Annotated in this window: 13 protein-coding genes; 11 read left to right on the top strand and 2 right to left on the bottom strand. The window is 44.5% G+C overall.

The window, feature by feature from the left end:
- Nucleotides 1-24 precede the first annotated feature (24 nt).
- Both MKY95_RS15500 and MKY95_RS15505 read left to right on the top strand, forming a co-directional pair.
- Nucleotides 25-1,158: a serine hydrolase domain-containing protein gene (locus MKY95_RS15500; RefSeq protein WP_076253023.1), complete on the top strand. Its 1,134-nt coding sequence runs from the start codon at nt 25-27 to the stop codon at nt 1,156-1,158.
- A 295-nt stretch (nt 1,159-1,453) separates the two neighbouring features.
- The gene (locus MKY95_RS15505; protein ID WP_339199639.1) at nt 1,454-2,596 is read left to right on the top strand and encodes a DUF4309 domain-containing protein; all 1,143 of its coding nucleotides are present in this window, start codon (nt 1,454-1,456) and stop codon (nt 2,594-2,596) included.
- Between the two features lie 104 nt (nt 2,597-2,700).
- Here MKY95_RS15505 and MKY95_RS15510 read toward each other — a convergent pair whose 3' ends face one another.
- Together MKY95_RS15510 and MKY95_RS15515 are read right to left on the bottom strand one after the other, a co-directional pair.
- On the bottom strand, nt 2,701-3,669 hold the full coding sequence (locus MKY95_RS15510; RefSeq protein ID WP_339199641.1) for a DMT family transporter: 969 nt from the start codon (nt 3,667-3,669) through the stop codon (nt 2,701-2,703).
- Between the two features lie 160 nt (nt 3,670-3,829).
- A complete protein-coding gene (locus MKY95_RS15515; protein ID WP_339199644.1) occupies nt 3,830-4,390 on the bottom strand; it encodes a TetR/AcrR family transcriptional regulator in 561 nt (186 codons plus the stop codon).
- Nucleotides 4,391-4,589: 199 nt separating this feature from the next.
- Here MKY95_RS15515 and MKY95_RS15520 point away from each other — a divergent pair, with 199 nt between their 5' ends.
- The 9 genes from MKY95_RS15520 (at nt 4,590) to MKY95_RS15560 (ending at nt 13,275) form a co-directional block, all read left to right on the top strand.
- Nucleotides 4,590-4,997 carry a cupin domain-containing protein gene (locus tag MKY95_RS15520; RefSeq protein WP_339187423.1) on the top strand — a complete coding sequence of 136 codons (408 nt, stop codon included), beginning with the start codon at nt 4,590-4,592 and terminating at the stop codon, nt 4,995-4,997.
- Nucleotides 4,998-5,305: 308 nt separating this feature from the next.
- Complete coding sequence (locus tag MKY95_RS15525) at nt 5,306-6,295, top strand: LacI family DNA-binding transcriptional regulator (protein WP_074095042.1); 990 nt, start codon at nt 5,306-5,308, stop codon at nt 6,293-6,295.
- A complete protein-coding gene (gene rbsK / locus MKY95_RS15530) occupies nt 6,288-7,166 on the top strand; it encodes a ribokinase (protein ID WP_339199646.1) in 879 nt (292 codons plus the stop codon). Before MKY95_RS15525 ends, rbsK begins: the two co-directional genes overlap by 8 nt.
- Complete coding sequence (gene rbsD / locus MKY95_RS15535) at nt 7,166-7,567, top strand: D-ribose pyranase (protein ID WP_017688515.1); 402 nt, start codon at nt 7,166-7,168, stop codon at nt 7,565-7,567. The genes rbsK and rbsD overlap by 1 nt, the downstream gene beginning before the upstream one ends.
- Nucleotides 7,568-7,581: 14 nt before the next feature.
- Nucleotides 7,582-9,063, top strand: coding sequence for a sugar ABC transporter ATP-binding protein (locus MKY95_RS15540; protein WP_036615975.1), 1,482 nt, complete (start codon nt 7,582-7,584; stop codon nt 9,061-9,063).
- Nucleotide 9,064: 1 nt separating this feature from the next.
- On the top strand, nt 9,065-10,036 hold the full coding sequence (rbsC, locus tag MKY95_RS15545; RefSeq protein ID WP_036615973.1) for a ribose ABC transporter permease: 972 nt from the start codon (nt 9,065-9,067) through the stop codon (nt 10,034-10,036).
- 14 nt (nt 10,037-10,050) lie between these two features.
- Nucleotides 10,051-10,983: a ribose ABC transporter substrate-binding protein RbsB gene (rbsB, locus tag MKY95_RS15550; RefSeq protein WP_339199650.1), complete on the top strand. Its 933-nt coding sequence runs from the start codon at nt 10,051-10,053 to the stop codon at nt 10,981-10,983.
- A 323-nt stretch (nt 10,984-11,306) separates the two neighbouring features.
- A complete protein-coding gene (locus MKY95_RS15555) occupies nt 11,307-12,050 on the top strand; it encodes a YggS family pyridoxal phosphate-dependent enzyme (protein ID WP_076212076.1) in 744 nt (247 codons plus the stop codon).
- A 19-nt stretch (nt 12,051-12,069) separates the two neighbouring features.
- Nucleotides 12,070-13,275 (top strand): benzoate/H(+) symporter BenE family transporter, encoded by a 1,206-nt coding sequence (locus tag MKY95_RS15560; protein WP_339199653.1) that lies wholly within the window; start codon nt 12,070-12,072, stop codon nt 13,273-13,275.
- Nucleotide 13,276: the final 1 nt, after the last annotated feature.

Raw genomic sequence — 13,276 nt, forward strand, 5'->3', positions numbered from 1 at the left:
TTTTACATAGAAGGACGGGAAAAAATGGACTTTAAACCGCTTGCTTCATTTATTGACCGCATTACATCCTGGCGTATACCGTGGGCAGAGGTGCTGGTGATGCATCGAAATGATACCGTTTTCCATTATCGTAATGGATACGCCAATCTGGAAGAGAAAACACCTATCGGTGATGGAGCGATCTTCAATCTATACTCCATGACCAAAATTATGACCTGCGTGGCAGGATTGCAACTGGTGGAGAGAGGTGAAATGCTGCTAAGCGACCCACTGTCTGATTATCTGCCAGAGTATGCTGAGATGACGGTAAAGAAAACGATGGCGAACGGCGAGATCCGGCTGGAAAAGGCGACAAAAGCCATTACAGTACGTGATTTGTTCACCATGACCGCCGGGTTCTCGTATGACGTGGGTAGTCCAAGCATTCAAGAAGCTGTAAAAAGCACCGACGGAACATTACCAACACGTGACTTCGCGAGAGCGCTTGCGAAAGAACCACTGCTGTTTGAACCAGGGACACACTGGAATTACAGCATGTGCCATGATGTGTTAGGAGCCTTGGTGGAAGTGGTAAGTGGCAAACGCTTTGGTACGTATCTGCGGGACGAAATCACCGGACCCCTTGGCATGAACGATACAGCGTTTAATCTGAACGATGAGCAGCAGACACGCCTGATTCCACAGTATGCTTATAATGATGAGCTTGAAAAGGCTGTACGTTTTGACGGTAATGGATTCCGTGTGGGTACGGAGCTGGAAAGCGGCGGTGCAGGGTTGCTATCAACCGTTAGCGATTATGCACGTTTTCTGAACGCGCTTACTGGGCATGGTACGAGTCCACAAGGCGTGCGCATTCTGTCACAAGCTTCAGTGGAACTGATGCGAACGGACCACCTGAACGAGATGACTCGTGCTGATTATTCCTGGGATCATATGTATGGATACGGCTATGGACTAGGTGTCCGTACACATATCTCCAAAGCAGGCAGTGGTTCGCTGAGCCCAATTGGCGAATTTGGTTGGAGCGGCGCTGCTGGGTGTATGGCTATTATTGATCCGGATTCAGAGCTTACAGTCATGTATGCACAGCACCTGCTGAACAGTCAGGAACCATACGTTCAACGACGCTTACGTAATGTGGTTTACTCCTGTCTATAAATCATATCGTATTCGAAGATACTTGAAGAGCCGCTATATAGCGGCTTATTTTATGTTATATGATTCGAAATCTATTAATTAGATTGTTATTTCTTTATTAGAAAGGGTATGTTATCATTCTTAGGAAATTAGTACTAGTAGGAGGATATGCTTATTGAACATGAATCTATATTAACTACATAGTTTGATCAAGATTACACGCTAGCAAGTACCTGTTTGAATGTTGAGATTGTGAACGATTCATAATTAGAAAAAGCTGTTAGATTTTATTTTTTTACTCAAAGGAGAGTCATCAATGATACACCCTAAACACAATGCAAAATGGGCTTCTCTGGCCTTACTTACCTTAATCACCTATGTTCTGAGCGCATTGCTTCTGCTACCACCTAATGCCGCTGCCAAAGGAGAGCAAATCTCCGCCAAACAGCTCGAAAGTATGAGCCGGCTTTCATTTACGCTTCGTGATGCCAAGCAAACGGCTTACACCGTTTATATTTTTGCTTATGATGAACAGAAGAGTACACTAACCGAAGAAAATGGTTGGACAAACAATAAAAAAGGCGACAAGAGTTATTCAGGCACGTATCGTGCAGCCTTGCTGAAAAAAGGTGCAGCATACGGAACTGTTCAGGCAGCAAAACTGGATCTGAGTACGATTATTTTGCCTCAAACCTGGAACTTTGTTGTGAAAAGCAAAGAGTCTAGTACACCAGACATGCTGATGATCACCGATTGGGGAACTTCTAATTTCAATGAGGTAAAAACGTATATTGTTCGTTCCGGGGAATTGCGCCGTGTAACATATGTCGATAATAAGGGAAAAAAAATCGACGATTCCTACTCTGCAAGCAGAGATGATGGAATCCGTACTCTTTCAGGTGCCCGAGTGCAGTTCAAAAATTACAACAACCTTCAATTTGTCTATGGGGTTGATACGTTTAAGCTGAATGTGAACAAATTGGAATTGCGGTTGGAAGATACACGTAACCTCCGTTCAGAAGCTTGGCCAAACTCGGGTGTTGGCGATCGCGCTTACCTGAAAAGCCTGAAGGAAGCTGCTATAAAGGGTGTGTTGCCAGGCCGGACGGACATCAAGATTGGCATGACGCTTCAAAATGCGCAAAAAAAGCTGGGGAAACCCAATTCTCGTTCAAACGGGGAATGGGGAGCGTACTATTATTATTCTAAATTCGGCATCGGGTTTGATTCATACATGCACGAGCTTAGCAAGAAATCACGTATTGCGGTTATCCAGCTGTACAATGAAAAGCAGTACCTCTCACCATGGAATGTGAAACGATGGATGGGAAAACCCACCTCGGAATATTATAATGAAGTTGTGGGTGGTTATGAGATGGAATATGAGCTGGGTAAGCACACTATAGTTTTTAATTATTTGGAAGAAGAAGACTTAATTGACTTTACGAATATATATTAAGGTATAGCATCGTAAAGAAATGAAAGCATAGCTTGATCACATTTACAAAAAAAAGCCGCTGATTAGCGGCTTTTTTTGTTATCCATGAAAGTGGGACGCGTAGTCTATTTCATTGGAGTGTTATTAGAGCTTTGCACAGAACGTACACGATTGACTAAATAAATGCCAACCGACACGAACAGCAATGCGACCAGATTTTTCAGTTCCAAGATCGTTTCCCCCAGGAATAACGCTGATAATAAAGCTCCAAATACAGGGATTAGGAAGTTATAGACAGACACTCTTCCGACCTTGTTGTACTTGAGAAGCATATTCCACAGACAAAATGCGACAGATGACAGCAAAGCCAGGTAGATTAAGTTACTCGTGGATTCCAAGGTGAAATGGGTGACACGACCGCCGAGTGATAGACCTAACAGCGTAAGTACCAGTCCCCCGACGAATAAGCTGACACCTGTTATGATCAGAACATCGATGGTGGCGGTGAGACGTTTTGCGTAAAGGGCTGTAACGGAAAAAACAAGTGCCGCTATAATAACGAAGCCTTCGCCTGTGAATGAAAAGGAAAAAGCAAGCAGATCCGTATGGAAGTTTACGATGATTACGCCAACGAATCCAAGCAAGCAACCAACGATTTTATTTCTGCTTAATTTGTCGTTTTTATAGATGAAATGGGCCAGAACAACACTGAAAAAGGTCGTAGTTGCGTTCATAATAGAGCCTTTGACACCTGTGGTATTGGCTACGCCAACGTAGAAAAACATATATTGCAAACCGGTTTGCAATATACCTAACATGATGAGGTCTGTCCACTGAGGCTTGGTTAATTGGAGCTTCTGTTTTCTAACGATACGAGACAGGAGCAAGAGCAGCATACCCGCCAGTGTAAACCGGTATCCAGCAAATACATACTTGGAAGCAATATCTTCCGGCAGAATGTTAAACGCGATATATCCAAGTTTGATGGATGGGTACGCACTTCCCCATAACAAGCAACACAGGCTTGCCACGAGCATGACAAAAATGGGATCACTAAATTTACTCGGTTTCTCAAGGGTATTTCTCTCTATCACTTTCGATCTTCTCCTCACATTTCATGTACATATGTATGTATGAATCTATTAATATTCTCACTGACCATATCACATATCGCTAATCTTTGTAATGATAATTAATAAACCGCTCCTCAGCTGATAAGAATATCAAGAAGGAACGGTTCATGAGGAGTCTATGTTATAGATTCCTTTCTAGTAAAATCCCTACTTGTTCTGCGACAATATGAGGTTGCCGGGGTAATCCATTCGTGAAATAGGATTCCACGATACCCACGATTGCTGTACCAAAGAACGTGAGAATCACTTCTTTTGTTAGTCCTTTATTTTTCCCCTCCGTTACATTCACCTCATCTTCCAGTTCTTCAATGACAAGAGCCAGGAAGCGATTGCGGAAAAAAGGGGCTCCTTTACTCAGTAACATAGCCGAGAAAAATGAATAGTGAACTTCAAAATATTCGAACCAAAGTACATTGCTTTCTATAAAATCCAGATCGGATGCTTCCTTGCACAATCTTCGTAGTTCATCGATATGTTCTTCAATTAATTTATCCAGCAAGTCAAATTTGTCCGAATAGTGATGGTATATCGTTCTGCGGCCGACATTTGCATGATCAGAGATATCTTGCATCGTAATGGTATCAAAAGGTTTCTCATTCATGAGTTTGATAAAAGCGGATTTGATCGCCTCCTGAGACTTAAGTATTCTTCGATCTGTGATAGAAACGATAGTAATCACCATTCTTTCCAGAGAGTAATTGCACAAATGTTGTTCCTTTGCGCCATAAGGCACAGATCGGGTTCATTTGATCCTTGCAGAGGCAGTGCAATTATTTTATATTATACACAAATGTGCGATATCGCACGTATGTGTGTAATCATATTTAGGTCAACATAGGAGCAGGACGATTAATCAATAAGATCACACTGGAGGAAATAAAATGGCTAAACATGAAGAAGTTAAAGATGGAGTGATATTCCCGGTAGGAGAAAAAAACGAAGCATTTTCGCAATATTTCATAGGGCAAAGTTATCTCGAATCCTTGGTTGCTGATCCCAAAGTGAATGTGGGTGTTGGGAATGTAACGTTTGAACCGGGATGCAGAAATAACTGGCATATCCATCGCGGTGGATTTCAGCTGTTGTTAGTGACTGGTGGGGAAGGTTGGTATCAGGAAGAAGGAAAACCTGCTCAATTCCTCAAAGCCGGCGATGTTATTGTGACTCATGATGGTGTGAAACACTGGCATGGGGCCGCCAAAGATAGTTGGTTTGAACACATTGCGATCACTGCAGGTACACCGGAATGGTTGGAACCTGTTACAGATGAAGTTTATGGGGAGTTATAAAATAAACGCTATGAATTGATTTATTCGAAAATGGTACTATCTAATTTGTTAATTAAAGGCTAATTAAGTTCAGGAGATTGCTGATTCTTATGTTGATCTGGTGCCATCACTCTGAGTTTTAATCGAGTGATGGCTCTTTACATCTATGAAGTATCGATCTCCCTGGCAGGAAGAAACCATGATATAGATGAATTCTAGTGCACTTTATGTATACTTGGAGAAATTTCCAGAATGAAAACGCTTGTCAAATTGAAAATAATATGATAATTTAATGTCTGTAACCGGTTACACATAGAGGAGAACAACTTATGACAACAATTAAAGACGTAGCTCAACTGGCTGGCGTATCTGTAGCCACCGTATCCAGGGTCATTAATGATAGAGGTTATGTTCATGCGGACACACGCAAAAAAGTGGAAGATGCTGTGAAGGCGCTTAACTTTTCGCCGAATGAAGTGGCTCGCTCATTATATAAGCGTAAATCCAAACTGATTGGCCTGTTGTTGCCGGATATTACGAACCCTTATTTCCCGCAGTTAGCCCGCGGCGTAGAGGACCGGATGCAGGAGCAGGATTACAGACTGATATTCGGAAATAGTGATGAGGATGAACGGAAGGAGCAGGATTACATCCAGACGTTTATCCAGAACAACGTGGTTGGTGTGATCTCTTCAACGAACTACCCTCATTCTTCGATATATGAAAACCTGAAGATTCCCGTTGTGTTTCTGGACAGAACTTCACTGGATCGTCCATCCGTGTATGCGGATGGCAGGGAAGGTGGAAGACTAGCTGCAAGGGAGATTATCAAACGCGGCAGTCGCCGGATCACAGTTATGCAGGGACCGTCACAGATCAGACCCGCTCAGGATCGTTTTGAAGGGGCGATTGAAATCATCCGTGATGCTGGGTTAGACTACCGGGTGATCCAGACGACCTCATTTTCAATTAACGAGGCAGGTGTATGGGCTGAAGAATTATTCAGGAAATATGCGGACACAGACGGGGTCATTGCGAGCAATGACATCGCAGCCATGGCAGTACTGCATGAGGCATCACGAATCGGAAGAAAGGTTCCTGATGACGTACAAGTGATTGGTTTCGATGATATTCCGATGAGCAGCCTATTATCGCCGGCATTGTCCACCATCCGTCAGCCAGCATACGAGATGGGAAGAGAAGCGGCGGGATTACTTATCCAGCTTGTGGAACAAGCTGCAATAGAGAATAAAAACATACAGTTGCCCGTAAGTTTCATCGAACGGGGCACTACGAGAAAGGTGAGATCAGATGGCTAAAATATGTGTAATTGGAAGCAGTTCGATGGATCTGGTTGTTACTTCGTCAAGACGGCCGGGAGCGGGTGAAACCGTTCTTGGCGATAGCTTCAAAACAGTTCCTGGTGGCAAAGGAGCCAATCAGGCTGTTGCCGCTGCACGACTGGGTGCCGAGGTTGCGATGATCGGTCGGGTAGGCGACGATGCTTTTGGCAAAGATATTGTAGAGAACTTTAGAGCAAATGCTGTAAATACGCAAAATGTGAAACCGGTTACACATTTAGAAAGTGGAACGGCTCATATCATTCTGGCAGAAGGTGATAATAGTATCGTAGTGGTTGAAGCGGCGAATCGGGAAGTTACTCCTGCATATGTCGATGAAGCAGCTGAAGTGATCCGCGATGCAGATATCGTATTAATTCAGCAGGAAATTCCGGAGGAAACGGTTGTGCATGTGAGTGCATTGTGTGCAGAACTCGGAACACCGCTGCTGCTTAATCCCGCTCCGGCGAGAACATTGCCGCAAGAAGTGATCGACAATGCCGCATATATCACGCCAAACGAGCATGAAGCCGAGATTTTGTTTCAGGGTATGAGTCCGGCACAGGCATTACGTCAGTATCCTAACAAGTTGTTCATCACGGAGGGCAGTAAAGGTGTACGGTACTTTGATGGCACTGAGGAAATTCTAGTCCCAACTTATAAAGTTGAGGCTGTTGATACTACGGGGGCAGGGGATACGTTCAACGCCGCATTTGCAGTTGCTTTGGCTGAAGGAAAAGCGTTACAAGAGAGTATACGCTTCGCCAATCGGGCTGCATCGTTGTCCGTCACCAAGTTCGGAGCGCAGGGCGGCATGCCGACGCGTGATGAAGTAGAGGAGAGCTTGTAATGAAAAGAAATGGCATGTTGAATAGTCACATTTCCAAGATTTTGTCGGATCTGGGCCATACGGACATGATTGCGATTGCGGATGCAGGTCTGCCGGTACCGGACGGGGTACTCAAAATTGATCTGGCCCTCAAACTGGGAACACCAAGTTTTCGCGAAGTGGTGGAAGCGATCGCAGAAGATATGGTCATTGAGAAAGTCATTGTGGCTGAAGAGATTTGCGAAGGCAATCCCGTAGCTATGCAATTCATCACAGAGAAATTCGGTGTAGAAGCAATTGATGCTTCCGTCAGCCATGAACAATTCAAAGCATTAACTCGGCAGGTGAAAGCGGTCATCCGCACAGGTGAAGCCACACCCTATGCCAATTGCATTTTACAATCGGGAGTCCATTTCGGTTAAAAGGAGGTTGCGTAATGCACATTCAGATGCAAGACATTCATAAAGCGTTTGGAACGAATCAGGTGCTGAGCGGAGTGGATTTTGAACTAAAGGATGGTGAAGTTCATGCCCTGATGGGGGAGAATGGAGCCGGCAAATCCACACTGATGAATATTCTGATTGGTCTTCATCAGCGTGATCAGGGAACCATTACCATAGACGGAGAAGAAAACTATTTTGCAAGTCCGAAGGAAGCCGAGAAACTGGGTCTCACATTCATACATCAGGAGCTGAATGTATGGCCTGAAATGACGGTGCTGGATAATCTCTTTATTGGTAAGGAACTGACATCATCGTTCGGATTGCTCAATACAAGACAAATGAAAGCGCTTGCCAAAGAACAGTTCGCCAAGCTTTCCGTAGACATACCACTGGAACGTCCTGCGGGAGAGTGCTCTGTCGGGCAGCAACAGATGATCGAGATTGCCAAAGCGCTAATGACAGATGCCAAGGTCATCATTATGGATGAGCCAACAGCAGCACTTACGGAGCGTGAGATCCAGAAGCTGTTTGGTGTAATCAGCTCGCTGAAGAAGGAAGGCGTATCCATCGTCTATATTTCTCACCGAATGGAGGAGATATTCACGATCTGTGACCGGATTACCATCATGCGTGACGGAAGAACGGTAGACACACAAGCTATTCCGCAGACAAGCTTTGATGAAGTGGTGCGGAAAATGGTAGGTCGTGAACTTACCGAGCGTTATCCTGTCCGGAATCCTTCTTATGGTGAAGTTGTCCTCGAAGTAAGGAATGCAAGCAGCAAAGGTCTATTCGAGAATATTAACTTCACCGTGAGAGCGGGGGAAATACTCGGTTTCTCTGGACTCATGGGTTCTGGACGAACAGAGATCATGAGAACCATCTTTGGTTTGGATACGTTAGATAGCGGTGAAATCTTCATCCGCGGCAAAAAAGCGAACATTCGTAAACCGGCAGATGCAGTGAAACATGGAATCGGGTTTATTACAGAAGACCGCAAGGATGAGGGGCTGGTATTAGACTTCTCTATTCGCGAGAATATGGCGTTGCCAAATCTGTTCAGTTTCTCAAGCAAAGGTTTCATCTCAACTTCAAAAGAACAAGACTTCGTAGATACACTGATCAAACGTCTACAGATCAAAACGCAATCCTCCGAGACGGCGGCAAGGAATCTATCCGGGGGTAACCAGCAGAAGGTGGTTATCGCGAAATGGGTTGGTATCGGACCAAGCGTACTTATCCTGGATGAACCTACCCGCGGAGTGGATGTCGGGGCGAAGCGCGAAATCTATGAATTGATGAATGAACTGACTGACCGCGGTGTTGCAATCATCATGGTATCGTCGGAGCTGCCTGAAGTGCTTGGCATGAGCGACCGGATCGCGGTTGTGCATGAGGGACACATCAGTGGCGAGGTTGCAAGGGAAGTAGCAACACAAGAACACATTATGACATTGGCCACAGGGGGACAGTGATATGACAACAATGCAGGAAAACAAAACGGCTAAAAGCGGATTCCGTTTCTCAAACGTGATACAAAAATTGGGACCGCTGCTTGGCTTAATCATTCTTATTCTCATCGTATCGGTGTTGAATCCCAGTTTCTTGGAACCGCTCAATATCTTGAATTTATTGCGTCAAGTCTCGATTAATGCGCTGATTGCCTTTGGTATGACGTTTGTTATCCTGACGGGTGGAATTGATCTGTCGGTCGGCTCAATCCTGGCTTTATCCAGTGCTTTTGTAGCAAATATGATGTTGTCTGGTCTCGATCCGATCTTGTCCATCATTATTGGTGTAGCACTTGGTGGTGTCATGGGTATGGTGAACGGACTAATGATTACCAAAGGTAAAATGGCTCCGTTTATCGCTACATTGGCAACCATGACGATATTCAGAGGACTGACATTGGTGTACACCAATGGTAATCCAATTACAGGACTCGGGGATAACCTGTTGTTCCAACTGTTTGGCCGCGGTTACCTGCTGGGCATTCCGGTACCTGCAATCACGATGCTGATTACCTTCATGATTCTGTGGATTGTTTTGCATAAAACGGCTTTTGGTCGTAAAACGTACGCCATCGGCGGTAATGAGAAAGCTTCCATTATCTCGGGTATCAAAGTTAATCGCGTGAAAATTATGATCTACTCCCTGACGGGTATGCTCGCTGCTCTGGCAGGTGCAATTCTGACATCGCGTTTGAATTCAGCGCAACCAACGGCAGGTACATCCTACGAGCTGGATGCAATCGCAGCAGTTGTATTGGGTGGTACAAGTCTTGCTGGAGGACGCGGACGCATCGTTGGTACACTGATCGGTGTTCTGATTATCGGCGTGTTGAATAATGGATTGAACTTGCTTGAAGTAAACTCATTTTATCAAATGGTTGTAAAAGGTATCGTCATTGCCATTGCCGTCCTGCTGGACCGCAAGAAAACAGCATAAGGAGAGAAGCGAATATGAAAAAGTGGACTGTAACACTCATAAGTATGCTGATGATCATCGTTCTGGCCGGGTGCTCTCTGGAGCCACCGGAATGGGCGAAACCTAACCCAAACAAAAGTAACGGACAGAAGAAAATAGGTTTGTCGATATCTACACTAAACAATCCATTCTTTGTATCACTGAAGGACGGGGTAATGGCTGAAGCCAAAAAACAGGGAATACAGGTCATCGTGGTGGATGCGCAGAACGATTCGGCCAAACAAACCAATGATGTGGATGATCTCATTCAGCAAGGTGTTAGTGCACTTCTGATTAACCCCGCGGACTCTGCAGCGATCTCCACAGCGGTTCAATCCGCTAATAGTGTGGGCATTCCTGTGATCACGCTGGATCGCTCCGCAGATAAAGGCGAAGTGGCGGCACTAGTGGCATCGGATAACGTTAAAGGTGGACGCATGGCAGCTGAATATTTTGTGGAACAACGGGGTGAGGGAGCAAAAGTCATTGAACTTGAAGGTGTGCCTGGTGCTTCCGCAACAAGAGAACGGGGTAAAGGTTTCCATGAAGTGGCTGACAAGCAACTTGATGTGGTTTCCAAACAATCTGCTGATTTCGATCGGTCCAAAGGGTTAAATGTCATGGAGAACTTGCTACAGGGTAATCCTGACGTGCAAGCGGTATTTGCCCATAATGACGAGATGGCACTTGGTGCAATTGAAGCGATTCAAAGCTCAGGTAAAGACATTCCGGTCATCGGATTCGACGGCAATGATGATGCAATCAAATCCATTCAGGATGGTAAATTGACAGCAACAGTCGCTCAGCAGCCTATACTGATTGGCCAACTGGCGCTGCAAGCAGCTCTGGATGTGCTCAGTGGCAAGCAGGTGGAGTCATCGATTCCCGCTGAATTGAAGCTGGTAACCAAGGAAAATGTGAACGAGTAAATCATCATAAAACATGTATCTTCTTGGACATGAACATAGAACTAAACCAAGCCGCTAATTTAGCGGCTTTTTTCATTTTGGAAGAAGCGTGCGGGCATCGCATCAATCAGATTATTGACTTTTAAAAGCGTATTAAAGGAACACCAATTGAATTAATGTCCTATTTGTCGTTTTGGACTGTTCCAAAAGATCATTTTTGGATATGTATATCCAATCCATGCGTTGCTATACTAGCATGACGTTCTACACAGTCTTCACAATACATAAGGAGGAGCTAATCTCATTGATTCATTCCTGTTTGGAATAGAAAGAAGGTGGCTGACATGAAACATCTAGTAGAAGAAAATCTTCAAGCTGTAAGACAGCAAATGGCATTGGCCTGCCAGGCTTCAGGTCGCAACATAGAGGACATCAAGTTGTTGCTCGCGACCAAAACGGTACCGCTAGAGAAATTACAAATAGCTATTCAAGCAGGTGAGGTCCTGTTTGGAGAAAACAAAGCTCAAGAACTCCGAGACAAATTCCCACTCATGGAACAAAGCAAGCAGGTGGAATGGCATTTTATCGGACATCTGCAAACAAATAAAGTAAAGGACGTAGTTAAATATGTTACTCTCATCCATTCCGTAGATCGTCTGAAACTGGGTCAAGCGTTACATAACCAGCTTCTCAAAGAGAATAAGACCTTAGACATTCTTGTGCAAATTAATACGTCCTACGAAGAAAGTAAATTTGGTGCCTCTCCAGAAACAGCCGTTGAGCTTGTAGAACAGTTGTCTCAATTCGAGACATTAAACGTGAAAGGTCTAATGACCATTGGAAAACTGAATGCGACAAACGAAGAAACACGACATTGTTTTCGATTGTTAAACCAGATCCGTACACAGATTAAAGAGAAAAATATTCCACGCGTAGAAATGGATATTTTATCGATGGGTATGTCTGGTGACTTCCAAGTCGCCATTGAAGAAGGAGCTACAATGATACGTGTAGGGACAAGTGTATTTGGTCAACGCTATTTACCGGACGAGTATTACTGGAATGAAAACACACGCATCGATGATTAAGTGAGAGGTAGTGTTAAATATGAAGACAGCATCCCCTTCGTTACGTGGCCGTGATTTGATATCGCCGGTGATCGCCGCTTTAATATCCGTAATTGTTAATTACGGGGGTACGTTTATCCTTGTTTTTCAAGCTGCAAAAGTCGCTGGTTTAAGCCCGGAAATGACCGCTTCCTGGATTTGGTCCATCTCGATTGGGGTAGGCGTAACAGGAATTTGGCTCAGTTATCGATATAAGGAACCGATTATTACAGCCTGGTCTACACCGGGTGTGGCGTTTCTCGTTTCAGCATTAGCGCTAACCCCTTATCCAGAAGCTATTGGCGCTTACATGATTTCAGCAGTCGGATTTATTATTTTAGGTTTGTCAGGCATGTTTGAACGTTTCGTTCGACTTATTCCCCCAGGCATCGCCTCCGGATTGTTAGCAGGTATTTTGCTACAGTTTGGTATTTCGGCCTTTGGAGGGGCGAAGGTAGATCCTTTGCTTGTGATTGTACTGTTTGCAGGCTATATCGTGCTAAGAAGGTTTACTTCCCGTTACGCCATTGTTGGCATATTGGCAATCGGTTTGATTTATTTGATATGCATGGGGAAAACAGACTTCAGTACAATCCAATTGGCTGTAGCATCGCCTGTATTTGTTGTTCCAGCGTTTTCGTTAAACGCCTTACTTGGCGTTGCGCTACCGCTGTTCATTATTACCTTGACAGGGCAGTATATGCCCGGAATGCTTGTTCTGCGTAATGATGGATTCAAGACAAGTGCCAATCCTATTTTAGCTGTAACAGGTTTGGGTTCGCTTCTTGCAGCCCCATTCGGATCACATGCTTTTAATGTGGCAGCTATTACAGCAGCGATTTGTACAGGAAAGGATGCACATGAGGATTCAACCAAACGTTATATTGCAGGTATTGCTTGTGGTGTTTTTTATATTTTTGTCGGCATTTTTGGCATAACATTGGCTGCTCTGTTTTTGATTCTTCCTGCTACCTTTATCGCAACATTAGCGGGATTAGCCTTACTTGGAACGATCGGTGGCAGTCTTGCCAATGCATTAACGGACCCTAAGGGACGTGAAACTGCATTGATTACGTTTTTGGCGACAGCAGCGAATGTGACTTTGCTTGGTGTGGGTGGTGCATTTTGGGGACTGTTTGCAGGAATGATGGCACATCTACTGATGAATAGTAAATTTCCCAAAAAACAACTTGGAACGAATAAATAAC

Origin of the sequence: Paenibacillus sp. FSL P4-0176 (assembly GCF_037975265.1) — a bacterium.
Classification (GTDB): domain Bacteria; phylum Bacillota; class Bacilli; order Paenibacillales; family Paenibacillaceae; genus Paenibacillus; species Paenibacillus amylolyticus.